The organism is Collinsella aerofaciens ATCC 25986 (assembly GCF_964237925.1).
GTDB classification, from domain to species: Bacteria; Actinomycetota; Coriobacteriia; order Coriobacteriales; family Coriobacteriaceae; genus Collinsella; species Collinsella aerofaciens_BJ.
Genome location: NZ_CAXSKI010000003.1, coordinates 47,041 through 71,558 on the forward strand (window position 1 = coordinate 47,041; position 24,518 = coordinate 71,558).

20 protein-coding genes and 1 tRNA gene are annotated in these 24,518 nt (G+C 63.0%); 7 read left to right on the top strand and 14 right to left on the bottom strand.

Annotated elements, in window-relative coordinates; genetic code table 11:
- Positions 1-463 precede the first annotated feature (463 nt).
- The 8 genes from ACESWY_RS02130 to ACESWY_RS02165 all read right to left on the bottom strand — a co-directional run bounded on the left by ACESWY_RS02130 (position 464) and on the right by ACESWY_RS02165 (position 9,645).
- Positions 464-805, bottom strand: coding sequence for a 4Fe-4S dicluster domain-containing protein (locus ACESWY_RS02130; RefSeq protein ID WP_373092735.1), 342 nt, complete (start codon positions 803-805; stop codon positions 464-466).
- A gap of 7 nt (positions 806-812) precedes the next feature.
- A complete protein-coding gene (locus tag ACESWY_RS02135) occupies positions 813-1,901 on the bottom strand; it encodes a hydrogenase large subunit (protein WP_373092733.1) in 1,089 nt (362 codons plus the stop codon).
- A gap of 5 nt (positions 1,902-1,906) precedes the next feature.
- On the bottom strand, positions 1,907-2,617 hold the full coding sequence (locus tag ACESWY_RS02140; RefSeq protein WP_373092731.1) for an NADH-quinone oxidoreductase subunit C: 711 nt from the start codon (positions 2,615-2,617) through the stop codon (positions 1,907-1,909).
- Positions 2,617-3,171 carry an NADH-quinone oxidoreductase subunit B family protein gene (locus ACESWY_RS02145; protein WP_373092729.1) on the bottom strand — a complete coding sequence of 185 codons (555 nt, stop codon included), beginning with the start codon at positions 3,169-3,171 and terminating at the stop codon, positions 2,617-2,619. The genes ACESWY_RS02140 and ACESWY_RS02145 overlap by 1 nt, the downstream gene beginning before the upstream one ends.
- A 12-nt stretch (positions 3,172-3,183) precedes the next feature.
- A complete protein-coding gene (locus ACESWY_RS02150) occupies positions 3,184-6,066 on the bottom strand; it encodes a proton-conducting transporter transmembrane domain-containing protein (RefSeq protein WP_373092727.1) in 2,883 nt (960 codons plus the stop codon).
- A 181-nt stretch (positions 6,067-6,247) separates the two neighbouring features.
- Complete coding sequence (locus ACESWY_RS02155; protein WP_006235758.1) at positions 6,248-6,643, bottom strand: helix-turn-helix domain-containing protein; 396 nt, start codon at positions 6,641-6,643, stop codon at positions 6,248-6,250.
- Positions 6,644-7,090: 447 nt separating this feature from the next.
- On the bottom strand, positions 7,091-9,121 hold the full coding sequence (gene bilR, locus ACESWY_RS02160) for a bilirubin reductase, long form (RefSeq protein ID WP_373092723.1): 2,031 nt from the start codon (positions 9,119-9,121) through the stop codon (positions 7,091-7,093).
- 447 nt (positions 9,122-9,568) lie between these two features.
- Positions 9,569-9,645: transfer RNA gene (locus ACESWY_RS02165), tRNA-Met, on the bottom strand.
- A gap of 195 nt (positions 9,646-9,840) precedes the next feature.
- Between ACESWY_RS02165 and ACESWY_RS02170 the strand changes: the two genes are divergently transcribed.
- On the top strand, positions 9,841-10,614 hold the full coding sequence (locus ACESWY_RS02170) for a type III pantothenate kinase (RefSeq protein WP_148331738.1): 774 nt from the start codon (positions 9,841-9,843) through the stop codon (positions 10,612-10,614).
- A 145-nt stretch (positions 10,615-10,759) separates the two neighbouring features.
- Here the strand turns inward: ACESWY_RS02170 and ACESWY_RS02175 are convergent, their stop codons facing one another.
- From ACESWY_RS02175 to ACESWY_RS02185, 3 genes are all read right to left on the bottom strand, one after another.
- Positions 10,760-11,461, bottom strand: a complete 702-nt coding sequence (locus tag ACESWY_RS02175) for a hypothetical protein (RefSeq protein WP_148331739.1) — start codon at positions 11,459-11,461, stop codon at positions 10,760-10,762.
- Entirely contained in the window at positions 11,462-13,192 is a 1,731-nt protein-coding gene (gene folP, locus ACESWY_RS02180; protein WP_148331740.1) for a dihydropteroate synthase, read from the bottom strand. It abuts the gene before it with no gap.
- Between the two features lie 94 nt (positions 13,193-13,286).
- On the bottom strand, positions 13,287-14,039 hold the full coding sequence (locus ACESWY_RS02185) for an NAD-dependent protein deacylase (protein WP_148331741.1): 753 nt from the start codon (positions 14,037-14,039) through the stop codon (positions 13,287-13,289).
- A gap of 113 nt (positions 14,040-14,152) precedes the next feature.
- Here ACESWY_RS02185 and ACESWY_RS02190 point away from each other — a divergent pair, with 113 nt between their 5' ends.
- Positions 14,153-14,971 (top strand): exodeoxyribonuclease III, encoded by an 819-nt coding sequence (locus ACESWY_RS02190; RefSeq protein ID WP_148331742.1) that lies wholly within the window; start codon positions 14,153-14,155, stop codon positions 14,969-14,971.
- Between the two features lie 150 nt (positions 14,972-15,121).
- On the opposite strand, the gene ACESWY_RS02195 is transcribed toward ACESWY_RS02190, so the two are convergent.
- The 3 genes from ACESWY_RS02195 to ACESWY_RS02205 are packed head-to-tail and all read right to left on the bottom strand — an operon-like array spanning position 15,122 to position 18,172.
- Positions 15,122-15,835, bottom strand: coding sequence for a DUF6580 family putative transport protein (locus ACESWY_RS02195; RefSeq protein WP_373092718.1), 714 nt, complete (start codon positions 15,833-15,835; stop codon positions 15,122-15,124).
- Positions 15,836-15,839: 4 nt separating this feature from the next.
- On the bottom strand, positions 15,840-17,294 hold the full coding sequence (locus tag ACESWY_RS02200; protein ID WP_148331744.1) for an ABC transporter ATP-binding protein: 1,455 nt from the start codon (positions 17,292-17,294) through the stop codon (positions 15,840-15,842).
- Positions 17,294-18,172, bottom strand: coding sequence for an energy-coupling factor transporter transmembrane component T (locus tag ACESWY_RS02205; RefSeq protein WP_373092782.1), 879 nt, complete (start codon positions 18,170-18,172; stop codon positions 17,294-17,296). The genes ACESWY_RS02200 and ACESWY_RS02205 overlap by 1 nt, the downstream gene beginning before the upstream one ends.
- 205 nt (positions 18,173-18,377) lie before the next feature.
- On the opposite strand from ACESWY_RS02205, the gene glmU reads away from it, so the two are divergent.
- The 5 genes from glmU (at position 18,378) to gltA (ending at position 24,438) form a co-directional block, all read left to right on the top strand.
- Complete coding sequence (gene glmU, locus ACESWY_RS02210) at positions 18,378-19,790, top strand: bifunctional UDP-N-acetylglucosamine diphosphorylase/glucosamine-1-phosphate N-acetyltransferase GlmU (protein WP_148331745.1); 1,413 nt, start codon at positions 18,378-18,380, stop codon at positions 19,788-19,790.
- 193 nt (positions 19,791-19,983) lie between these two features.
- Entirely contained in the window at positions 19,984-20,970 is a 987-nt protein-coding gene (locus tag ACESWY_RS02215) for a ribose-phosphate diphosphokinase (protein ID WP_022094252.1), read from the top strand.
- 224 nt (positions 20,971-21,194) lie between these two features.
- Entirely contained in the window at positions 21,195-21,824 is a 630-nt protein-coding gene (gene pth / locus ACESWY_RS02220; protein ID WP_373092715.1) for an aminoacyl-tRNA hydrolase, read from the top strand.
- A gap of 374 nt (positions 21,825-22,198) precedes the next feature.
- Positions 22,199-23,038, top strand: coding sequence for a sulfide/dihydroorotate dehydrogenase-like FAD/NAD-binding protein (locus tag ACESWY_RS02225; RefSeq protein WP_006235793.1), 840 nt, complete (start codon positions 22,199-22,201; stop codon positions 23,036-23,038).
- Entirely contained in the window at positions 23,029-24,438 is a 1,410-nt protein-coding gene (gltA, locus tag ACESWY_RS02230; protein WP_006235794.1) for an NADPH-dependent glutamate synthase, read from the top strand. The genes ACESWY_RS02225 and gltA overlap by 10 nt, the downstream gene beginning before the upstream one ends.
- Positions 24,439-24,518: the final 80 nt, after the last annotated feature.

The window sequence follows — 24,518 nt, forward strand, 5'->3', positions numbered from 1 at the left end:
CGGTCTCAGACCTTGCATCAGCCTAAAGTTACGGAATGAGACACAATTAGGGCAGGTGACACATGTTCCAGATTCAGTTTTGAGCGTGAGACAAATGTCTCACCAAAGTTGAGACACGACGTTTTCGCAGGAAAACGGGTGCGACTCGGAGCCATCAGGCAAAAATGACCCACTTTCCTCCGTCCTTGGGGGATCAGGAGCTGTTACGGATATGGTGTCATTTCAAAACTATGCCGGATTACGGGGCTAAAGTCGGAGCCCTCATCCATACCCCCTATTTTTGAAAAACAGCAAGCGTTCTACCTGCGGTTTTATTATCGTGGTTTTCGATATGGTTGGGGATTCGCTATCCAGCCCCGTAATCCGGCATAGTTTTGTTCGCGACGGCACAACCGCGCGTTCAAGCGCGGGGCCGGTGGGGTATTTTTGCCCCACCGGCCCCTATTCCAGCTCTAGCCCCGCGTTACTCCGGCTTGGTTTCTACCGTGGGAGTCTTGTTCGCCGCAACTGGAGTACGAGCGGTGTCCATAGTCAGGCAGTGCTTGGGGCAGCTCTCGATGCACTCGCCGCACACCACACAAGCATACGGATCAATCGACCACGTTCCGCCCTTGCGATCGACCGCGAGCGCGCCCGCCGGGCAGCGACGAGCGCACATGCCGCAGCAGATGCACACGTCCATGTCGTTGACGATATGCCCGCGCAAGCGCTCGGGCGCCGCGAGCTTCTCCTGCGGATAGCACACCGTGACCGGCTGCTTGACCATAGAGCCCAAGGCCGTCTTGGCAAATGTCAGCAAACTCATGCCGCGCCTACCTTTCCGTGCAGCTAATGCAAGGGTCGATGGTCAGGATAATCATGGGAACGTTGGCAAGGAGTACGCCCTGCAGCGCATGCGTCAGACCCGCCAAGTTCTGCGACGTCGGCGTGCGCACGCGGAAACGGTCCAGGTTCTTGGTGCCGTTGCCGCGCACATAGTAATACGCCTCGCCGCGCGGCTGCTCAATCACAACCTCGCCGCGCGCACCGTCGGCCGGCGTGAGCTTGGTGCGCCCGCCGATTCCGTCGTGCGGAATCTTGCCGACAAGCTCCTTAATGATGTCCATGGCCTGCGTGACCTCGGCACAACGCACCTGGCAGCGGGCATAGCAGTCGCCATCGCTAGCAATGATGGGCTCAAACGCAGCCAAGTCCGCATAGGCACCGTCGCCGAACATGCGCACGTCGTAGTCCACGCCCGAGGCGCGGCCGAACGGGCCGACCATCGAAAGCTCCAGCGCGTCCTTCTTGCTGATCACGCCCACGCCATGCAGGCGCTCGCCGCAGCTATTGTCGTCCAAAAACGTATGCACCAGGGCCTCGTAGTCGGGGCGCATGGCGTCGAGCGTCTGGACAATGCCCGCCAGCTCGGAGTCCTCAATGTCGTGTTTAAGGCCGCCGATCTCGTTAATCGAAAGGATCACGCGGCCGCCGCAGGTGCTCTCGAAGATCTTGAGAATCTGCTCGCGCAGGGTCCACGACCGATAGAACAGCGCCTCGAAGCCAAAGGCATCGGCGAGCAGGCCCAGCCACAGCAGGTGCGAGTGAATGCGCGAAAGCTCGTGCAAAATGGTACGGATATACTGCACGCGGCCGGGTACCTCGATGTCGAGCATGCGCTCGCAGGCGCTGGCATAGCCGCAGCTGTGGCCCACGGCGCAAATGCCGCAGATGCGCTCGGCGATGTAGCCAAACTGGTGCATGTCACGCTTTTCGGTGAGCTTCTCGAGTCCGCGGTGCACAAAACCGATCTGCGGAATTGCCTCGATGACGCGGTCGTCCTCGATTACCAGGTCTAGATGAAGCGGCTCGGGCAGCACCGGGTGCTGCGGGCCAAACGGAATGACGGAGCGATGTGCCATGGGCCTTACGCCTCCTTTTTCTGCTTGTCGCGGGCGGCCTTGGCGGCAAGCGCCGCGCGGACCTTGGCTGCTTTCTCGGGATCCATGGCGGCGAGCTTTGCCTCCATCTCGGCAGCCTTGAGCGCGGCCTTCGCAGCAGCCTCATCGTGCTGAGCATCGGAGCCGGCAGCCGCAGCGGGCTGAGCAACAGCGCCCGCGGCATCGCCGGCGCTCGCAGCGGGCTCCCCCGCAGCGGCAACGGCGGCCTTCTCGGCCGCAGCCTTGCGCGCCTTGGCCTCGGCAGCCGCGCGGACCTTCATGGCCTTCTCGCGCGCGGCCTTCACCTCGGGCGTGATAACGCTCATGGGCTCGGCAGTCGAAACCTGGTAGAAAAAGCCCTTAAAGTCGACCTGCATGTCAGTGATGGCAAGACCAAACAGGTCGTGGGCCTCATTTTCAAACGGGAACACCGCGGGGTAATACGAGCTGATGGACGGAATCTCCTGGTACTGGCCGATGCCCTCAACCACCAGGTTCTCAATCGCATAGCTGCCGTCCTGCGCAATATGCTCCTGAGCAGCACGAACGTTGATAAACGTATAGACCAAGCGATACGAGCCATCGTCGACGTTGCGCTCGGCGTGCATCTGCACAAAGCGCGCGCTGGCACCCTTGAGCGCCTGCACATGCGGCAACAGCTCATCGATCCCGACGGCGGTATAGATAGCCTTTTGCATTACTCGGCCTCCTTTGCAGCGGCGGGCGCGTCGCCGGCCTCCGCAGCGGTCACAAACCCGTCCTCGCCCAGCTCAACGCCACCGTCCCAAGTAGCGGCACCGCCCACGGTAAGCGGGTCGCCACCGGCGCGCATCACGGCCTCCTTCTGGTCCAGGATGCCGCACGCCTCCACGATGGCATCGATCACCGTCTCGGGGCGAATGGCGCACCCGGGCGCGTACACGTCCACGGGAATCGCGCGGTCCACGCCGCCGATCACGTTATAGGCATCGCGGAACACGCCGCCCGAACACGCGCAGATGCCGCACGCCACCACGCACTTGGGCTCGAGCATCTGGTTGTAGATCTGGCGCACGACAGGCAGGTTCTGGGCATTGACCGACCCCGTCACCAAAAAGATATCCGCATGCTTGGGGTTGCCGGTGTTGACCACGCCAAAGCGCTCCACATCAAACAGTGGGGTAAGCGAGGCCAGCACCTCGATATCGCATCCGTTGCAGCTCGAGCCGTCGTAATGAATAACCCACGGCGAGCGCGACATTTTATGATCCATGGATGCCGCCTCCTAAATAAATACGTCGACGAGGATGGGCATAAGGTTGAGCAGGCCAAACACCAGCGCCACGCCCCATCCGAGCCTAAAGCAGCTGCGCCAGGTGCTGCGTGCGAAGGTGTTATCGATCAGGACCTCGACAAAATACGTCGCGGCCATCACGACCAGGGCTACGACCCAGCTCACGGGGTTGTCCCAAACAAAGAACATGCCCACCCACATCAAAAACAGCACGGTCTCGCACCAGTGCATAAGGGTCATCTTGGCCAGCGTGCCGCCGCTCATCTCGGTGGCGACGCCCTGGACAATCTCCTGATGCGCGTGATGCGAGTACGAAAGGTCAAACGGCGACTTGCGCAGCTTGATGGTAAGCACCGCGAGCAGCGCCAGGAAAATAGGCGCGCTGTACACGATGATGGGGGCCGACTGCCCCGTCACGGCGATGGAATCAAAGCTGTCGGTGGCAAGGTACAGGCCCACGCTCATCAGCAAAACGGCGGGCTCGTAACTCATAACCTGCAGCAACTCACGATCGGCGCCAACCTGGGCAAACGGGCTTTGCGTCGAGGCGGACGCCAACACCACAAAGATCGCGGCGAGGGTAACCATAAAAGCGCACAGCAGCGTGTTGGAGCCCGACACAAAGATGCCGCCGCCCACGACGGTGAAGATGAGCGCGCACGCCATGTAGGTATCGTCCATGGTGTTTACGCTGGCGGGGGCCTTGCGCAGCAGCTTGGCAACGTCGTAGAAGGGCTGCAGCAGGCGCGGGCCCACGCGGCCCTGCATGCGGGCCGAAAGCTTACGGTCAAGACCATCGATCAGGCCACCAACCAAAGGCGCAATCAGGGCAAACGCCACGGTGCCTATAAAGATGCCCACGACGCCCGAACCCTCGAAATACTTGCCGCGCAGCACCGAGGGTGCGCTCATGGCAAGCCGCTCGGGCCCAATCCACGCGCAACACAGCAGCGCAAACAAGATAATGCTGCAGCACACGACGCTACCCGCGGGGCCAATACGCTTCTCGCCAAGGGCGTCCTCCGAGTACCAATTGCGCTTTTCGGCCTTCACCTCGTGTCCCATCGATCCGCGGAAATGGCGGTAATTGTCGGTTCCCACACCCGAAAGGTACACGTTTACGTGCGGCTTGTTGCTCACGCGGAATGAAGTCAGCAGCACCACGGCGATAAACGCCACGATAACCACCATCAGATACATGGCGTCCTTGCCAATAACGTACGGCACGCGGCCAAACACCATGGCCAAGTAAGGCGACACCAGGCCGCTCGAGATGAGCGGGAACGCCACGCAGCACAGAATCAGCAGCGCGGCGATGGTGTTGAGCGCCATCCATTCGGTCTTATGGACATTGACCTCAACGTTTTGAGCCGTGGGGTCGACGCCCGAAAGCTTGGCAAGCCACTTGCCCCAGAAGTAAAACGTCGCGGCCGAGCCAAAGGCAAGCACCATGATCATGAGCACGTTGCCGGTCTGCGCAAACGCCACCAGGGCGCCCCACTTGGACACGAGCATGCCAAACGGCGCCACAAACATGCCCATAATGCCCAGCATCATCAGACGCGTCAGGTGCGGCATGCGGCTGAACATGCCGTCCATGTCCTCGATATTGCGGCTGCCGATATGGTGCTCGGCGGTGCCTACGCACAGGAACAGCAGCGACTTAGCCACCGTGTGGAACAAGATCAGGAAGATGGCCGCCCATACGGCCTCGGGCGCGCCGACACCCAGGCAGGCACTGATGAGACCCAAGTTGGAAATGGTGGAGAATGCGAGCACGCGCTTGGCATTGCTCTGCGAGATGGCCATGAGGGCCGCGAGCAAAAACGTGATGGCACCCACACTCGTAACCATAAAGCCGGTCACGGGATAGATGGCATAGAGCGGACTCAGCTTGACCATCAGGAACACGCCGGCCTTGACCATGGTTGACGAGTGCAGCAGGGCGCTCGTGGGCGTGGGGGCAACCATGGCGCCAAGCAGCCAAGTGTGGAACGGCATCTGTGCGGCCTTGGTAAGGGCGGCGAGCGATAGCAAGATGACCGGCATCACCAGCAGCGCGGACTGCGCGGTGCCGGCGCCGGAAAGCTCGATCATGCCCGAGATGGTCAGCGGCATGCCGTTAACGTGCAGGTACATGAGTCCGACCAAAAACGCGATGCCGCCCAGCATGTTGAGGATGATCTGGGTGAAGGCGTTTTTGATGGCCTCGGGCGTGCGCGTGTAGCCAATCATAAGGAACGAGCACACGGTGGTGATTTCCCAGCCGCAGAACAGCCACTCAAGGTTATCGCTCGTCACGATGACGAACATGGCCGAGAGGAACAGGAACATGAGCGCCAGGAACTGCGGGCGACGGTCGGGCGCGGTCTGCCCGCGCAGCGCGGCCTCGTGCTCGTCATGGGCCTGGAAGTCCTTCATATAACCCAAGGCATACACGCAGATTAGGCTGCCGACGATGCCGACGGCGAGCACCATGATCACGCTCATGTAGTCCAGGTAGAGCGGCGTTGCCGTGACGGCTTCGGCCGCGGGCAACGTCATGGCTGCAAAGGCGAGCGAGCCCACCAGCTGGACTATGCCGAGCACCGTGGTGAGCGCGTTCCTATATTTGTACGCGTTGTACAGGATTACGGCGCACAGGATGACGTCGATGACGGAGCTGATGATCGAGAGCACATGCGAGGTGCCGGGGGCAACCTCAAAGCTCTGCGGACCCGTGCCAAAAAACATGACGGCGACTACAACTGTCACCGCCATAATAATGCCGGAGCCTACAAGCCCCACCGCATCGCGGGCGCGGTCACCGCGCGCGAGCAGCATGCCCAGCGCCGGTACCAGCGGAAACAGGGTAAGGAAATACAGTAGCGTCATACCATCACTCCCCCGTGCAAAAACGCTGCAATTGTTTAACGTTATAGCTCAATTGAGGAGTAGCGGCGACAGGTTTTCGGTCAACTGGGGAGTTTTAGGCGTACGAGGCAAGGAGCCTGTCCGCATTGGAGTAGAGGGGCGGCAAGAAAAATGCGCCCCTGTGGGCGCACCATCCCGTTTGCTATTCCGCCTTTTTAACGCGCGGCTTGCGACCGCGCGGCTTATCGACCAGTGCGGACTCACCGCTCTCGCGGTACTGACGGCACCAAGCCTTGACCGAAGACTCGCTGGGAATCTTGTGCTTGATCATGGCCTCGCGAACCGTCAAGCCGTTTTCCAGACGGTCCTTAACCACAGCGAGCTTTACGTCGTACGAATAGGTGTGATGATGCGAACCGGCATTGAGAACGGCGTCGGCACCGCCCACGGCATACGCGCGGGCCCACTGACGAGCCGTGGCCTGGGGAATGCCAAGCTCCGCGGCGAGAGCGCGATGACCGACCCCCTCTTGGAGGATCTCGACGGCGCGCTGTCTAACCTCGGGCGCATGCGTGCGAGTCCTAGTTGCTTCCGACATACCTGCCACTTCTTAGCCTTAGCCGTTAATCTGCTTTCTTACGTGCAAGTTAGATAGTAGCATTTTACTGTTTGCTCAAAGCAGTTAATTAAAATAGACGCGGCGTTATCTGGGCATTTGGCACCAAATTACGACATTTCTTTATCGATTATTTACGCTGGTAGCTGACTCGCAGCTAATCGTCATTCGCTTGTCAACAAAATTGGCATCTCTTTATGTCCTTTGGTATAGAGGATATAGTTATTAACCCCTCCCCCAATAATTTTGAGTGATCTGCAAGGCAGTAGACGTCCTCACTCCTCATGATTACCGCGCATTGCCATCCACCGGAGCAAAACAAAAGGGCGGGACCTGCTGCGCTTGCAGGCCCCGCACCGATTGACACCCGACGGGACACAGCCGGGCGAAACGGATCCGTGCTACCGCCCCGCCTGGCCGCGAAGTTAACTACAGCTCGTTGGCCGCGTGATATGCCGTGCGAATGGCGCTCGCGATATCGGCGGTGCGCTCGCCCGAGCAGTCGCCCACGCAGGTCACGGGCACCGTCACGCCATCCAGGTCAAACGCGTTGGCCTTGGAGCCCACGGCCATCACCACGTAATCGCAGGCGATCTTCACCGGCTCCTCGGCGCCGTCCTCGGTGGTGCGAATGGCCTCCACGCCCTCGTCGGTAATGGCGGTCAGGCGGGTCTTCACGTGCTGCTCCACGTTGTGCTCGGCGAAGTCGCTCATAATCAGCGGCAGAATGGTCTCGGACTCGCCCGCGGCAATCTTGTCGAGCATCTCCACGATCGCCACCTCGCAGCCGTGCTGCAGCAGGTACTCGGCAGTCTCGGTGCCCACCAGGCCGCCGCCAATGACGGCGACGCGGCCCGTAAGCTCCACCTTGCCGGCCAGCACGTCCCAGCTCGAGACGACCTTGTCCGAATCGGCACCCGGAACGGGGATGACCACGTCGTGCGCGCCCACGGCCACAATCGCGGCATCGGCGGCGTTGAGGTCCTCAGCAGTAGCGGCATGGTTGAGCTCAACCTTCACGCCCAGGCCAGGCAGAATCTTCTCGTAGTACTCGACCGAGCGCATGATCTCGTCCTTGCGCGGAGGCGCGGCCGCCAGCACGATCTGGCCGCCCAGATGATCGCTCGCCTCGTAGACGGTCACATCGTAGCCGCGCTTGGCCGCCACGCGCGCGGCCTCCAGGCCGGCAATACCGCCGCCTACCACGGCGATCTTCTTGTCGCCCTCGCCCGGCTTGATGGCGATGGTCGCCTCGTCGCCGTTCTCGGCATTGAGCACGCACGAGATGTACTTGCGGTTTTGAATCGCGTCGACGCAGCCCTTGTTGCAGTTGAGGCACTCGCGAATGGGCTCGCCGGTCGCGGCCTTCAGCGCAATGTCGGGGTCGCACATGAGCGAGCGGCCATAGGCGATGATGTCGGCAGCGCCGTCTTCCAGAATCTTCTCGCCGGCCTCGACCGAGACAACACGGCCCACGGTTGCCACCGGCACGGAGACCAGGGCCTTGACGCGCTCGGCCACGGGCAGCGTCCAGTTATAGGGCATGGCGCCCATGGGCGGAATGGTGTCGCCCATGTTGCCGGTGTGGTTTGCCTGCGCGACCTGGATCATATCGATGCCCGCGCCCTCGAGCAGCTTGGCAAACTTGCAGGCCTCGTCGGGCTGCAGGCCGCCCTTGCCGCGCGGCGTGCCGTCGGGGTTCTCCATGATCACGGGGAGCTTGTACTCCACCATCAGCTGCGGCGCGGCCTCCTTAATGGCAGCGACGACCTCCAGCGCATAGCGAACGCGGTTCTCGAACGAGCCACCGTACTCGTCGGTGCGCTGGTTGAGGATGGCCGAGCACAGCGAACCCACCAGGCGGTCGCCGTGGACCTCGATGGCGTCGATGCCGGCCTGCTGCGCGCGGGCGGCCGAGGCAGCGATGGCCTCCTTGATCTGGGTGAGCTGCTCCACACTGGCCTCGTTCACAAAGTGCTGCATGTCGTGGTGCAGCTTGGCGTAGGCCTGATTGCGGATCTCGTTGGACTCGGCCATCTTGGCGGCAAAGGTCTCCTCGTCGCCGGCGGCCTTGGCCTCCTGCGCGGCCTTGGCAGCGGCCATGGATCCCATGACCATGCGGCCGACGCCGGGCACGTCGTACTCGGGGTGGAACAGCTGCAGCGCGACCTTGGCACCGTGCTTGTGAACGGTGTCGGCCAGGGCCTTAAACGTGGGGATCTGGGCGTCGGTCGCCAGCTTGGGCGTGGGGCTTGCGGTCATGACGGGAGCGACGTCGCCGATGACGATGTAGCTCACGCCGCCACGGGCCAGGCGCTCGTAAAAAGCCAGGCTGCGCTCGCCAATGGAACCGTCGCGCTCCTCGTAGCCGGTGGTCAGCGGCGGGAACATAATGCGGTTCTTGAGCTCAAGGGGGCCAACCGTAATGGGCTGGAGCAGCTTGGATGCAGGTGCGGTCATGGACATTCCTCTCTTGTAGGCGCGGCGGCGATGATGCCGCGTAGTTGTCTAGAGGATATGGCATGGGGGCACGGCGGCACAACGAAAATCGGCGAATATCAGGTGGCGGCAGGTGGATGGAACGGGGCGGCCCGTCGGTTTGTCTCGATCTGTAACAGTTACTCGGCAAAACCGGGTCTTACTGTTACAGATCGAGACAAACCAATCTGGCCTGCCGAAAGATCTCAATCTGTAACAACAACTCGGCAAAATCCGTTCCTCGTGTTACAGATTTAGACAAACGGGGCCCAACCCACCGGAATATCTAGATCTGTAACACCTATCCGCCCAAATCGGGTCTAGATGTTACAGATTGAGATTTTGTTTGAGAGGCCGAGAATTGGACCGAAAACACAGTCCCGCGATAACAAAAAAGCTCGCCGGCTAGGCCGACGAGCTGCAAGTTCTTGGTCGCGGGGGCAGGATTTGAACCTACGACCTCCGGGTTATGAGCCCGGCGAGCTACCAGACTGCTCCACCCCGCAATGTCTGGGCGCCTCATGTGCGCAAGAAAGAATATTACGCGGGAGTTCGGTAAACGGCAAGGAAAATCTCGTAGAGCATAATTCCTTCATATTTAAACCCCTCAGCCATATCACCGTAAACGAATCGCAGCCGAGCGGCGTCGGCGGCGCGTATACAATGGTGCGCGTCCTTTTACGCCGACACCTGGAGTAGACATGCTGCTCGCTATCGATATGGGAAACACGCAGACGGCCATGGGCCTGTTTGACGGAGACGAGCTGGTGCAGTCGTGGCGTATGCCCACCGACCGCTCCTATACCGCCGACGAGATCCACGTGCGCCTGATGGGCTTCTTTAAGATGTACGACCTCTCGCTCGGCGCAGTCGACGCGATCGCCTTTGCCGGCGTGGTGCCACAGCTCTCGCGCGAGTGGCACGCCGTGGCCGACCGCATCGCGGCGGATGCCATTGTCATCGGACCGCAGACGGCCGCCGTGACCAAGCTGCGGGCGGCGCGCCCCCAGGCCGTTGGTGCCGACCGCATCGCCAACGCCGTCGCTGCCGAAACCTTCTACGGCGCCCCGGCAATCGTGGTAGACTTTGGCACCGCAACCAATATCGACGTCATCGACGAGGACGGCTATTACATTGGCGGAGCGATTGCGCCGGGCATCCGCATTTCGATGGACGCGCTCGCCGCCCGCGCCGCCAAGCTCGCCAGCGTTCCGCTCGAGGCGCCCGAGCATGCCATCGGCCGCGATACCGAGGAGTGCATCAAGGTCGGCGCCGTAACGGGCGCCGCCGCCATGGCCGAGGGCCTGGTTGCGCGCATGAAGCGCGAGCTGGGGCGCGAGGACGCCACCGTTATCGCCACGGGCGGTCTCGCCGGCATCGTCGCCGATTCGACCGATGCCTTCGACGTGGTCGACGGACAACTCACCATCAAGGGCATCTGCGAAATCTACCGCCGCATGCAGGAGCTGGGGTAGGACGGGGGCTTAAGTCGAGCACACCCGATGCCACAGCCCCCGCAAAGGCTCGCCAAGCCTATTCCTCAGATAGGCGAAACCCTCCCCGGCACAGGCCGAGAAGGGTCTTGTTGCCATCGTTATCTTTGAGCGCTGGCGCCCCGCGCTACAGCCCGCGAATTCGTACAGCCTCGGGCGGAAACTCCTGCTCGCCGGCATCGGTCTTGATGGTCGCGCGGCCCCAGATGTCCAGGCCCGCAAACACACCGACCGCAAGCGGCAAGCCGTTGGGAGACACCGCCGCAACTTGGCGGCCCAGCAGCGGCACCATGTCGAAGTACTCGCCCAGCACGGGGGCCAGCGGACCGGCAGCGCCCTGCGGCGTGTTGGCAACAACCGCCCAGGCGTCCACGCGGGCCAGCACGGCGGCGGCCAGCGTCTCGACCAGCGCTTCGTCAGCCACGTCCACACCAAGCTCGCTCAGCGCCGAACGCTCAATATCCACCGTCACGGCACCGAACATGCCCGCAGCACCGGCACCGCCGTTCACGGCAACGCGCGCGAACGACGTCTCAAACGTAGGCGCGCCGCACACAATGTCGCTCGGCCACTGGATGCCCACCTTGCCGGCAAGGCCCAGGCCCGGTGTCGACGCCGTGCCCACGAGCGCGTCCATCATGCCCATCGCCGCCACAAACGGCAGGCCGTGGAAGGCATGCATGTTCACGTCCGGGCGCACGACCAACGAAAACGTCAACGACGCCTCGCCCGCGCTCCAAGCGCACCAGCCCGCGGACATGCCCTCGCGGCCCGCATCGCGCGCGGCGTCAAGTTCGGTACCGGCGGCTACGGCATTCATCTCAATCATCTACATACGCCCCAATTCGCCCACGATATGCCCCACGCGGTCCTCGGGCTCTTTGACCTCTACGCCGTTGTAGCGGAAGAACCGCGCTGGGTCGTGCATCAGGTCCTCGAGCGGCACCAGCACAAAGTCGCGCTCGCCAATGAGCGGATGCGGCAGGCGCAGCTTCTTGCCGCCGTGGATCTCGCCGTCCATCCACAACAGGTCCAGGTCGATGGTGCGCGGACCGTTGACCTTGGCCTTCTTGGAGCGGTCGCGCCCCAGCTCAGCCTCGATCTTCATAAGCTCGTCGAGCAGCACCAGCGGCGCCAGCTCGGTCTTGATCTCGATGACGGCGTTGGCAAACGCGTCCTGGCGCGTCTCGTAAGCCGGCTCGCTCTCGTAGATGCGCGAGCAGTTGGACACGCAGGTGAGCGGAATCTCGGCGATCATGTCGCGTGCGGCGCGGATGTTGTCGCAACGATGCCCCAGGTTGGAGCCCACGGCCACAAACGCGCGGCGCGGCTGCGGCTTAGCAACAGCCCAGTAACCGTTCAGGAACTGCGCAAAGCCCGCGACGTCGTGCACGCGCACGATGTTGGCACCGGCCTGGATAGCGCCCAGGCACACGCCAAACGTGGCGACATCGCGCTCGGCGGCCTCGGTCACGCCCGAGACGGCGCCCACGAAGCGCTTGCGCGACACGGCGCACATGAGCGGATAGCCCAGCGACGCCATTTTGGCGGTCTCGCGCTGGATGACGATGTCCTCGTTGGCCGTCTTGCCAAAGCCCGGGCCAGGATCGATGCAGATGCGGTCGCGCGACACGCCGGCATGGATGAGTGTGCGGGCCTGGTCAGACAGAAAGCCCATGACGCGGCGCATGATGGGCGCCGAATCGGGCAGGGTGAAGCGGCGGAGCTGCGAGGTGGGCACATAGGCTTCCTCGCGGCGGGCGCTGCGGCGCATCATGGCGGCCAGACGGTCATTGGACTCCGATGCGGCCTCGGTGGCTGCGGGCGCGGGCGCGACGGTCTCGGCGGCAGCAGTCTGCTCGGCGGCGGGCGTCTCCTGCTCGCTTGCAGGCTCGGACGTGGGCTCCGGTTCGCCAAACGGCAACGAGGGCTGCACCACGCCGCCCGGAAGCTTGGCCTCCGACTTAGGCTCACCCAGCAACTTGCCGCGACGGCGGCGAGCCGGCTTCTCGGCCTCACGCGCGGCCTCGGCAGCCGCCTCGCGCGCCTTCTCGGCAACAAACGCCGCTGCCGAGGTATCGAGCTGCACCGTTGCGTGCGTGCGGGTGGGCGCGGCGACCTCGCCGGCATGCATCACGATGATGCCGCAGGTGCTCGTCTTAACAAACTCGACCATCTTGGGATCGGTGAAGCCGGTCACGTCGTTGACGATCGAGGCGCCGCAGCGCACGGCCGCCTTGGCAACCGCCACATGACGCGTGTCGATCGAGACGATGGCGCCCTCCTTGGCCAGCGCGCGCACCACGGGCAGCACGCGGCGAGCTTCCTCGTCGGGATTGACCGGGGTAAAGCCGGGACGCGTGGACTCGCCGCCCACGTCGATGATGTCGGCACCGGCGTCGAGCATCGCCAGGCCGTACTCGATAGCGGCGTCCGGGTCGAAGTGCTCACCGCCGTCGCTAAACGAATCGGGCGTCACGTTGAGGACGCCCATGATGCGCGGGCGGTCAAAGCTGAGCTCGTACTTTCCGCACCGCCATGTCTTGCTATCGTTCGCCATGAACATCCTCCTAAAATGCCCGCGCCGCCGCGCTCGGGCGCAGGCGGCGGGGTCGCTTTGCAATCAGTCTTTCTATTGTATCCGCGCTCGCGGGCTAGAACGCAAACGCGGCCGCGATGTCGCAAGAAATCAGCAGGTCGGCATTTGCGTCCTGATCGGTAGGAGCAAGATTGCAAATGGCCAGCGTATCGCCGGTAAAGCAACGCGTAAGACCCGCCGCCGGATACACCACGAGCGAGGTCCCGCCCACAATGAGCGCATCGGCCGCGGCGATGGCGGCGACGGCGCCGGTCAGCACGTGCTCGTCGAGCGGCTCCTCGTAGAGCACCACATCGGGCTTAATGCGCCCGCCGCACGCAGGACACACGGGCACACCCGCGGCGTCCTCGTGCTCGCGCGAGCAAATCCACTCGGCGCTATAGACCGCGCCGCACGACTGGCAAATGTTGCGATGGACCGATCCGTGCAGTTCGAACACGCGCTGCGAGCCTGCCATCTGATGCAGGCCGTCGATATTTTGCGTCACCACGGCATTTAGCTTGCCGGCGCACTCCAGCTCGGCCAGCTTGGTGTGGCAGCGATTGGGCTTGGCGCCAAGCGCGATCATCTTGGTGCGGTAGAAGTCGAAGAACTCGGCCGGATGCGCCTCGTAAAAGCTATGCGAGAGCATGGTCTCGGGCGGATAGGCAAACTGCTGGTGATATAGGCCGTCCACGCTGCGGAAATCGGGGATGCCGCTCGCCGTGGAAACACCCGCGCCGCCAAAGAAGACCACGCGCTTGTGGGTGTCGAACAGCTCCGCCAGCGCGGCGGAGGCCTGCTTGGGATCCGATATTGCCTGCGTCATATGAGTTCTCCGTCCGTGTCTCCGGGACGGCGGCGTTCGCGCTATCACTCGCGGACTACGCCCCGCCCCTGTTGCGCTAATCTTAAGCCTGCCAACCCCGTCGAAAGGACACCATGCCTCAGACTTACACTTTCGCCTCGTGGAACGTCAACGGCCTGCGCGCCGTTCTCAAAAAGGACCCGAGCTTTATCCAGATCGCGCAAGAACTCGACGTCGATATCCTGGCGCTGCAGGAGACCAAACTGCAAGAGGGCCAGGTCGATATTGACCTGGCCGGCTATCATCAAACCTGGAGCTACGCCGAGCGTAAAGGCTATTCGGGCACCGCGGTCTTTAGCCGCCAGGAACCGCTGCGCGTGCTGCACGCCGACGCGCTGCTACCCTACGCCGGCGAGGGCGAGGCGGCCGAGCTCGTCGCCCAAGCCACAACCGAGGGCCGCGTCTGCGCGCTCGAGTTCGACAAGTTTTGGTTTGTCGACGTCTATACGCCTAACGCCCAAAATGAGCTCGCGCGCATTGATGTACGCATGGCCTGGGACGATGCCTACCGTGGCTTTTTGGGCGCACTTGAGCGCGAAACCGGCAAGCCCGTCGTAACCTGCGGCGACTTTAACGTGGCTCACGAGGAGATCGACCTTAAGAACCCCAAGTCCAACCGCGGCAACGCCGGCTTTTCGGACGAGGAGCGCGGCAAGTTTACCGAGCTGCTCGACGCCGGTTTTACCGACACCTGGCGCGCGGCAAACCCCGACGTTGAGGGTGTCTACAGCTGGTGGAGCTACCGCTTTAATGCCCGCAAGAACAACGCAGGCTGGCGCATCGATTACTTCCTGGTAAGCGACGCAATCGCCGGCAACGTACGCGACACCGGCATCCGCGGCGACATCTTCGGCAGCGACCACTGCCCCGTCACCCTCACGCTAGAGCTCTAGCCCCAACCGACCCCTCGGGGACGGAGGAAAACAGATCATGCGACCCCTCTCTCTCCCTATAAGTTGCGGTGAAATAGTTCCTGTTTGGGCAGCAAATAGCCAAAAACGAGAACTATTCCACCGCAAGTTCGTAAGGGAACGCAACCGGTCCTATAGCCCGTACTTCACGACGACGCGGTTGATCCGTCGACACCAAGGTTTGTAGAGAGCAGCCAAGAACACGCAGGTCGCAAGGCCGTGTGTGATATCGAACGGCACCGCCGTGGCAAGACGCGCCACAGCGCCCGCCCACGTGAGCGGCTGCACAAAACCGATGATGTCGTAGGCGTTGATTACCACGCCGTAGAGCAGGCCCGATGCAAAGCCGTACGCCATCAGCGCCGGCATGCGCACGGTTCCATCCGCACGGTCGAACGCGCCCGCATGCGCCAGCGCGCCGCCAACATAGCCAACCAGACCCCAGGCATACATCTGCCATGGCGTCCACATGCCCTGTCCAAAAAAGAAGTTGCTGGTCAGCGCCGCCAGCGCACCGACCATGAAGCCGTTACGACGACCGAGTGTCGCCCCGGCGATAATGGCGATGGCGCTCACGGGTTTAAAGTCGGGAATGGGGCCAAACAAGATGCGCCCCGCCGCGGCCAACGCCGCCAGAACCAGCGTTGGCATAATCTGGCGCAGGCCCGGTCGCGACGCCTCGTAGCCCGCAAAAAACAGCGCGAGCACCAGCGCCACCACGACAAGCATGGCAAGCGCCGCCTGCTCAGCGCCTGCCAGCAACGCCGCAGCCATCACTGCGGGAACCGCCAGCAGCAGCGGTATCTCCAGTTTTGCGAGTAGGCGCGCGACGCGATAATCCGTCATCCCATCACGCCCTATAAAACACGTTGTCGGCAAAGAAGTCGGCCGGCGGCTCCATGCAGGCAATCTCACCGTCGAACATCATGGCAATGTCATCGGCAACCTGCTCGGCAAAATCCAGATCGTGCGTAGCCATGATGACGGTGCCGCCAGCCTTCGCATGGTCACGCAAGGCGTGGGCGATAATGCGGCGGCTGGCCAGGTCTAGACCCTTGGTGGGCTCATCGAGCAATAGCAGCTCGGGGCCAATCAGCAGCAGCTTTGCCAACGCAAGCAGTTGACGCTGTCCGCCCGAAAGATCGTACGGGTGGCGCCCATCCAAACCCGACAGCCCCAGGCTCGCCGCGCGCTCCCGCGCCACAGCCTCGTCATATCCGCAGGTCGAAGCCCATTCCATCAGCTCGTCGCGCACCGTCTCGGCAACCAGCAACGCCTTGGGATTCTGAGGCAGCAGTGCCGCCGAGGCAGTCCCGCGCTCCATATGCCCACGCTGCAACTTGACCGTCTTGGCCAGCACCGAAAGCATTGTCGACTTACCACAGCCGTTACCGCCCACAACCGCATGCACCGCGCCTGCCGAAAACGACGCATCGAGTCCGCGCAGCACCCAACCGCCCGCGCGATCGTAGCGAAACCAGCCCTCGCGAATAGCTGCCGCCGCACTCGTCGCCGCCACCTGCGCGGGCCGGCAAGAGTCCAAAGCCAAAAGTCCCTCGCGACTACCCAAACTCGCTAGGTCAGCCACCTCGCACACGCGTCCGCCCTCAATCCGATACGCGCACGTCGCGTATTCGAGCATCGGGCGCGGCTGGTGCGTTGCCACGACAACCGTGCACCCCAACTCGCGATTCACACGAAACAGCGCGTGCAGAAAACTCTTCTCGGCAACGGGGTCCAGTTGGGACGTGGGCTCGTCGAGGAGTAGCACGCGTGGACGCAGTGCCAGCACAGCCGCCAGCGACAGCAGCTGCTTGCGCCCGCCCGAAAGCGTATCGGTATCGCGGTGGAGCCAATCCTCCAACCCAAAGAAATAGCTGGTCTCAGCTACGCGACGGCGCATCTCATCACGCGCTAGCCCCAAGTTTTCCAGGCCAAACGCCATCTCGTGCCACACGGTTTCGCACACGATCTGGTTCTCGGGGTCCTGAAACACATAGCCCACGCGCTCCGCGGACGCCCGAACCTCCATGTCGGCAACGCTCTCGCCCAGCACGCGCAGCTCGCCAGCGTATTCACCCGTCGGCGCGATCTCGGGCTTGAGCAGCGACAGCAGCGTCGACTTACCCGACCCAGTGCCACCAACAAGCAACGCAAATGCCCCTTGGGGAACAGACCAGTCGAGCCCGTCGAGCACCGGCGCCTCAGCCCCGGGATAGGCAAAGCGCAGACCCCGCACTTCAATCGCCGGCGTATCCGAGCCGCACGCCATGCCCGCCATCATGCTTCCGTCCAACCGGGTCATCAGCCAAACCTCTTCTCGTCAATCGCGTGCAGCACGCAGGGCAACACCATCCAAGCCGCGTACACAATATAGCCAGGCCACGGCGCCGGCACCGAAAGCTGAGGGTAAAACGAATACTGCGTCGTCGCGGTCCACGCCACTGCTGCCGTGGCCACGCCAAACAGCGCAAGCCCAACCAGCGCGGCAACATCGCCGCGCCCCAGCCGATACCGCGCGTACGTCGTGCGACGCGTCACGGCGCCCCACCCACGGGAGCGCATGGCGTCCGCGCGCTCCAGCGAATCTTCCATGCCCCAGCCCATCAACACGCTCGATGCCCGCAGACGCGAGCGCACGGGGCCGGCCGGCGCGCGCCCCGGCACATCAATCGCATCCTGCACCGCCAGTACCGTACGACCGCGGCGCAAAAACTGCGGGATAAGCCGCATACACATCGAAATCATGAGCGCGATCACCGGCGCGGCGTTACCCAAAAGCGCAAGCACCTTGTCGTAGCCAAGCATCGACGCCGCGGCCTCAAACCACAGCACGCTCGCCACAAACAGCCCACCCATGCACAGGCCGTATACCATGCTCTCCAGATACACCGCGCGCATGCCGATACGGAACAGCTCCGTCGAGCCCGAGGCGCTAAACAGCGGATTGAGCACCGCAATGATCAAAATCACCGGCAGCTGCCAGCGAAGCGCCCCCAACGTGCGCGCGGCGCCGCGCGTCGCAAGCCCGTACGCCAACCCGCCCGCAAGCGACAGCGCAATCAGCACCGGCTGCATCGAGAACATGGTGAGCCCCAATGTCAGCACCATGTAGAGGGCCGGCACCGCCGGATGCGACATCGAAAATGCCGCAACGGGCTCGTTGCCCGATTCCTCTCGCATGATATCCACGGGCACCCCCATTCCCTCGCTCAAACGCCAACGCCGCAGCGGCGCCGCCATGCACAACCAGCGCAAACACCACGCCGGCGGCAGCGACATCGGCCGCCACGCATCAATCGTTACGCGCTCATCATATGCCTGCGGTATCATATTGTGCCGTGTATCGTTTCCAAACGCACGTCTCTATAACGTAACAGGAGATCACATGGACGCAACCGCAATTATCCTCGCCGCCGGCGAGGGCACCCGCATGAAGTCGAACCACTGCAAGGTTTCGCACAAGATCCTGGGTAAGCCCATGGTCCAGTGGATCGTCGACGCCACCATCAAGGCCGGCTGCAGCCGCGTCGTGGTCGTCATCGGCAGCCACGCCGACGAGATGCGCGCCCTTATCGACGGCGTCTACGCCAACAGTGCCACCAAGGTCGAGTGCGTCGAGCAGACCGAGCGCCTGGGCACCGGCCACGCCGTAAAGGTCGCACTCGAGGCCTGCGGCATCACGCAAGGCCCCGTCGTCGTGCTCAACGGCGACCTGCCGCTCATCACCGCCGACACCGTCGCCAAGTTCGCGCAGACCGTCGCTACCGGCGAGCTCGCCTGCACCGTCATGACCATGACCCCGCCCGACCCCTTCGGTTACGGCCGCATCAAGCTGGGCGCCGACGGCCAGATTGAGCGCATCATCGAGCAGAAGGACTGCACGCCCGAGCAGGCCGCCACGCTGCTCGAGTGCAATGCCGGCTGCTACGCCTTCGACGGCGCGCAGCTCGCCGCACACATTGACGAGATCGGCAACGACAACGCGCAGTCCGAGTACTACCTGCCCGACATGCTCGAGATCCTCAAGGGTCACGGCCAGGCGGTCTCCATCTTCCACTGCGATGACTACCGCGACGGTCTGGGCGTCAACAGCCGCATCCAGCTCGCGCAGCTCACCGCCATCGCGCGCGACCGCATCAACGAGCACTGGATGGCCGAGGGCGTTACCTTCATCGACCCCACGCAGGCCTGGATCGGCCCCGATGCCGTTATCGGCCGCGACACCGTCGTGTGGCCTCAGACGCACCTGATCGGCCACGTCACCGTGGGCGAGGAGTGCCAGCTCGGCCCCAACAGCCGTCTCACCGACACCACCGTCGGCAGCGGCTGCACCATCGATGAGACCATCGCCATCGAGGCCGTCATCGAGAACGGCGTCGACTGCGGCCCGCGCGCCTACCTGCGCCCGGGTACCCACATGCTCGACGGCTCCAAGGCCGGCACGCACGTGGAGATCAAGAAGTCCACGATCGGCGAGGGCTCCAAGGTGCCGCACCTGTCCTACATCGGCGACACGACCATGGGCTCCGGCGTCAACGTGGGCGCCGGCTCCATCACCTGCAACTACGACGGCGTACACAAGCACAAAACCGTCATCGGCAAGGATGCCTTCATCGGTTCCGATACCATGATGGTCGCGCCCGCCCAGATTGGCGACGGCGCGCTCGTGGCCGCCGGCTCCGTCATCACTGAGCCGGTCCCGGCAGACGCACTCGGTCTGGGCCGCGCCCGTCAGGTAAATATTGAGGGCTGGGCCGCCGATTATCGCCGCCGCCTGCACGAGGACGACGAGGTATAACGTTTTACCAAGCATCTAAGGAGCCGCTTCCGTGGGGACGGCTCCTTTTTCTATGCTGACCTGCGCGGCCGGATGAGTGGTCGGTTCGTGTCCGTTGACGGTAAAGACGTTATCAAGACTCGATAAACCCCGTCGCGCGGTTACAATGCAAAAAGGCATCTATATGGCATTCGATATATAAAGGAGAAGGGTAATGCCGATTAATGATCCCGAGAAGTCGGAGAATATGCGCAAGTCCATCCGCGTGTATTCCGGTTCCTCCAACCGTCCCCTCGCTCAGAAGATTGCTGAGTACCTTGGGGTCGAGCTTTCGGGCCTTACGCTAAAGCAGTTCGCCAATGGTGAGATTTACGCCCGCTACGACGAGACCGTCCGCGGCGCCGACGTCTTCCTGATTCAGTCCGTGGCCGGCGGCAACGTCAACGACATGCTCATGGAGCTGCTCATCGCCACCGACGCTGCCAAGCGCGCATCCGCCCGCTCCATCACCGCCGTTATCACCCACTACGGCTATGCCCGCCAGGACCGCAAGGCCGGCCCGCGCGAGCCCATCACCGCCCGCCTCGTCGCCAACCTGCTCGAGCGCGCCGGCGTCAATCGCATCATCACCCTCGACCTGCACCAGGGCCAGATCCAGGGCTTCTTTGATATCCCGGTTAACCACCTGTCCGCGCTGCCGCTGTTTGGCCAGTACTACAACGACATGCACTTCGACACCGACAACCTGGTTGTCGTCTCCCCCGACGTGGGTCGCGCCAAGGCCGCCAAGAAGCTGTCCGACATGCTCGGCTGCGACCTGGCCATCGCCCACAAGGGCCGTCCGCGCCACAACGCCGCCGAGGTCATGGGCATCATCGGTGACATCAAGGGCAAGACCTGCATCATCAACGACGACATGATCGACACCGCTGGCACCCTGTGCGCCAACGTCAAGGAGCTCAAGGCTATGGGCGCTGGCGACATCTACGTCTGCGCCACCCACGGCATCTTCTCCGGTCCGGCCATCGAGCGTCTGAACGACGCCCCGATCGTCGAGTGCCTCGTCACCGACGCCATTCCTGTCGAGGTCGGCGGCAAGATCAAGACCATCTCGGTCGCCGAGGAGTTCGCTCAGGCCATCTCCGCCGTTTACCACGAGGAGCCCGTCTCCACGCTCGTCGGCGGCGACTTCGCGCTGTAGTCGCATCGTCCTTGTAACCCGGCGCATCGCCGTCGGAACAGAAGAAACCCCCGCGCTCCCCCTTGCTTCGCAAAGGTCGCGCGGGGGTTTCTTCTGTTCCGACGGCTCGCTCTGCCGCGGACGCGCTTTTGTCTGGTGGGATTTCGCTGAAGCAAAGCCTCGCCTTCGGCGGGCGTGGTAGCCTTTGTCGTTGATTGAACTATTTGTGTAACGGAAGGACAAATATGGCAGCTGCACAGCCGCTTAAGATTCGCATGGTTGCCGGGCTTGGCAACCCGGGCGAGGAATATGCCGAGACCCGCCACAACGCCGGCTTTAAGGCGATCGACGAGCTGGCCCGTCAGGCCGGCGTCACGTACTGGAAAAACCAAGCCGGCGCCGAGGTCGCGCTCATCAACATCAACGATCCCGAGGAAGAGGGCGGTAAGCGCCAGATTGTGCTGGTCAAGCCGCAGTCGTACATGAACACCTCGGGCGGGCCCATCTCCAAGCTCTGCCGCGAGTACAAGATCAAGACCGAGGAGCTGCTCGTCATCCACGACGAGCTCGACATTCCCGCCGGTGACGTACGCGTCAAGGTGGGCGGAGGCCATGCCGGTCACAACGGCCTGCGCTCCATCATCGACAAGATGGGCAGCCGCGACTTCAGCCGCATCCGCACCGGCATCGGCAACCCTCCCGGCAAGATGGCCGTCGCCGACTACGTTCTTAAGCAGCTGCGCGCCCGCGAGGCCGAGGATTTCCAGGACACCTGCGCCCGCGCCGCAGATGCCGCCGGTCTGGCCATCGTCCACGGCGTAATCTACGCCCGCGATCACGTAAACGGCGCCGCTTCCGCCAACGGCAAGCACTAGAACCTACTATTTAGAGACAGGTTTATTTTGGCAGGTTCTGTATACGGAAACACCGCAGCGGCCGCACCGCAATAAACCCTGTGCCGCCTTACATATGCAGCGCTCCAATGGGGGCCGGTCTCACCGATGTGCGAGGTCGGCCCCATTTGCCGTTTTACCTGATAAAACCGACCAAAATAAACCTCTCCCCCTTTGGAAGGCCAAAGTGGATAAACCCTGCTCCCAACCGCCGAAGACACACGTAAGTGACATGTCCATGAGGGTATAATTTGCACCGTATGTCTGCACAACGCCTGTGCGCGTACGGTTTTATTCGGGCTACCGTCCATTTCCGTGGAGGCACGGTTCGGCGGCCCTAACAAGAGAGGGGTTCTATGTATAAGATCCTGGAGAAGACGCAGTTCTCGGAGAAGGTGTTCAAGTTCCGCATCGAGGCGCCTGCAATCGCCAAGCATGCGCACGCTGGACAGTTCCTCATGGTTCGCGCCAACGAGACGGGCGAGCGTGTCCCGTTTACCCTGGCCGGCTGGAACGGTGACGAGGGCTGGGTCGAGTTCATCTTCATGGTGATCGGCAAGACCACCGAAATGCTTTCCACCTACGAGGCCGGCGAGTCGCTGCGCGACGTCGTGGGCCCGCTGGGCGTTCCCACCGAGATGGCCGAGGGCCCCTGCGCCGTCATTGGCGGCGGCGTTGGCCTGGCAATTGCCTTCCCGGTCGCCAAGCACCTGGTCGAGACCGGCCACGAGGTGCACGCCATCATGGGCGCCCGCACCAAGGACCTCCTGCTCATGGAGGACCAGTTCCGCGAGCTCCTCGACGAGGACCACATCCACATCACTACCGACGACGGTTCCTACGGCGAGCAGGGCGTTGTAACCGCTCCGCTGGAGCGCCTGCTGCAGGACAAGGCCGTGAGCCAGGTCTTCTGCGTCGGCCCCGTTCCGATGATGAAGTTCTCGACCCTCACCGCCCAGAAGTACGACACCCCCATCACCGCGTCGCTCAACCCCATCATGGTTGACGGCACCGGTATGTGCGGCTGCTGCCGCGTCGAGGTGGGCGGCGTGACCAAGTTCGCTTGCGTCGACGGCCCCGACTTCGATGCCACCCTGGTCGACTGGGATGACCTTCGTGCCCGCCAGGCCGCTTACCGTTCCGAAGAGGGCGAGTCCCTCAAGGCCTATGAGGAAAAGAGCTGCGCATGCCACTAGTTAACGGTCGTTTCGTTGCCGATATGAAGTCGCCCCGTACCCCCGATAACGAGGAGCCGGCTGCCGAGCGCGCCTGCGACTTCCGCCCCGTCGACAAGGGCTTCACCGAGGAGATGGCGCTGGCCGAGGCCGAGCGCTGCCTCAACTGCAAGAAGCCGTTCTGTGTTGAGGGCTGCCCCGTCAACATCAACATCCCCCGCTTTATCGAGCAGATCCGCGAGAAGGACTTCGGCGGCGCTCTCGATACCATCCGCGAGGACTCCATGCTTCCCGCCATCTGCGGCCGTGTCTGCCCGCAGGAGAACCAGTGCGAGGGCAAGTGCATCCGTGGTAAGAAATCCGAGCCCGTGGCCATCGGCCAGCTCGAGCGCTTCCTGGGTGACCGCCCCGAGCTCGCCTCCACGCCCAAGATGGCCCCCAAGAACGGCAAGAAGGTCGCCGTCGTCGGCTCTGGCCCGTCCGGCATCACCTGCGCCGGCGAGCTCGCCCGCAACGGCTTTGACGTCACCGTCTTTGAGGCCTTCTTCACCGGCGGCGGCGTGCTGGTCTACGGCATCCCCGAGTTCCGTCTGCCCAAGGCAGTCGTCAAGCGCGAGATCGACGGCCTGGAGGACATGGGCGTCAAGTTTGAGTACAACTCCGTCGTGGGCAACATGGCCACGGCCGAGGAGCTGTTCGAGCAGGGCTTCGACGCCATCTACGTGGCGACCGGCGCTGGCCTGCCCAAGTTCCTCAACGTCCCCGGCGAGAACCTGCCCAACGTCTTCTTCGCCAACGAGTACCTCACCCGCGTGAACCTGATGAAGGCCAACAAGTTCCCCGAGTACGACACCCCCACCAAGCACGGCAAGAACGTCGTCGTCTTTGGTGGCGGCAACGTGGCTATGGACGCCGTCCGTACCGCCAAGCGTCTGGGCGCCGAGCACGCCATCATCGCCTACCGTCGTACCGAGGACGAGATGCCCTGCCGTCGCGCCGAGCTGCACCACGCTAAGGCCGAGGGCGTCGAGGTTCTGCCGCTCGTCTCCCCGCTCGAGTTTGTCGCTGGCGAGGACGGCTCCGTATGCGCCGTCAAGGTCCAGAAGATGGAGCTCGGCGAGCCCGACGAGTCCGGCCGTCGTCGCCCGGTGCCCATCGAGGGCGCCATCGAGGAGATTCCCTGCGATGTCGCGATCTCGGCTATCGGCACCAACGCCAACCCCTTCGCAAAGAAGATCGGTGGCAAGATGGAGCTCAACAAGTGGGGCTACATCGTCGCCGACGAGGAGACCGGCCAGACCACCGATCCCCGCATCTGGGCCGGCGGCGACATCGTCACCGGTGCCGCTACGGTCATTCTGGCGATGGGCGCCGGCAAGAAGGCCGCTGCCTCCATCACCAAGAGCCTGCTGGGCGAGTAATCACCTACAGCGTTAGCCATCAAACGGCAAAGTCCCCGTCGAGCACACGCCCGGCGGGGACTTTTTCTATGCCGATCGCC

Coding starts and splice junctions, on each gene's coding strand:
- ACESWY_RS02130 (WP_373092735.1), bottom strand. CDS start 805: ATGAGTTTGCTGACATTTGCCAAGACGGCCTTGGGCTCTATGGTCAAG.
- ACESWY_RS02135 (WP_373092733.1), bottom strand. CDS start 1,901: ATGGCACATCGCTCCGTCATTCCGTTTGGCCCGCAGCACCCGGTGCTG.
- ACESWY_RS02140 (WP_373092731.1), bottom strand. CDS start 2,617: ATGCAAAAGGCTATCTATACCGCCGTCGGGATCGATGAGCTGTTGCCG.
- ACESWY_RS02145 (WP_373092729.1), bottom strand. CDS start 3,171: ATGGATCATAAAATGTCGCGCTCGCCGTGGGTTATTCATTACGACGGC.
- ACESWY_RS02150 (WP_373092727.1), bottom strand. CDS start 6,066: ATGACGCTACTGTATTTCCTTACCCTGTTTCCGCTGGTACCGGCGCTG.
- ACESWY_RS02155 (WP_006235758.1), bottom strand. CDS start 6,643: ATGTCGGAAGCAACTAGGACTCGCACGCATGCGCCCGAGGTTAGACAG.
- bilR (WP_373092723.1), bottom strand. CDS start 9,121: ATGACCGCACCTGCATCCAAGCTGCTCCAGCCCATTACGGTTGGCCCC.
- ACESWY_RS02170 (WP_148331738.1), top strand. CDS start 9,841: ATGCTGCTCGCTATCGATATGGGAAACACGCAGACGGCCATGGGCCTG.
- ACESWY_RS02175 (WP_148331739.1), bottom strand. CDS start 11,461: ATGATTGAGATGAATGCCGTAGCCGCCGGTACCGAACTTGACGCCGCG.
- folP (WP_148331740.1), bottom strand. CDS start 13,192: ATGGCGAACGATAGCAAGACATGGCGGTGCGGAAAGTACGAGCTCAGC.
- ACESWY_RS02185 (WP_148331741.1), bottom strand. CDS start 14,039: ATGACGCAGGCAATATCGGATCCCAAGCAGGCCTCCGCCGCGCTGGCG.
- ACESWY_RS02190 (WP_148331742.1), top strand. CDS start 14,153: ATGCCTCAGACTTACACTTTCGCCTCGTGGAACGTCAACGGCCTGCGC.
- ACESWY_RS02195 (WP_373092718.1), bottom strand. CDS start 15,835: ATGACGGATTATCGCGTCGCGCGCCTACTCGCAAAACTGGAGATACCG.
- ACESWY_RS02200 (WP_148331744.1), bottom strand. CDS start 17,294: ATGACCCGGTTGGACGGAAGCATGATGGCGGGCATGGCGTGCGGCTCG.
- ACESWY_RS02205 (WP_373092782.1), bottom strand. CDS start 18,172: ATGCGAGAGGAATCGGGCAACGAGCCCGTTGCGGCATTTTCGATGTCG.
- glmU (WP_148331745.1), top strand. CDS start 18,378: ATGGACGCAACCGCAATTATCCTCGCCGCCGGCGAGGGCACCCGCATG.
- ACESWY_RS02215 (WP_022094252.1), top strand. CDS start 19,984: ATGCCGATTAATGATCCCGAGAAGTCGGAGAATATGCGCAAGTCCATC.
- pth (WP_373092715.1), top strand. CDS start 21,195: ATGGCAGCTGCACAGCCGCTTAAGATTCGCATGGTTGCCGGGCTTGGC.
- ACESWY_RS02225 (WP_006235793.1), top strand. CDS start 22,199: ATGTATAAGATCCTGGAGAAGACGCAGTTCTCGGAGAAGGTGTTCAAG.
- gltA (WP_006235794.1), top strand. CDS start 23,029: ATGCCACTAGTTAACGGTCGTTTCGTTGCCGATATGAAGTCGCCCCGT.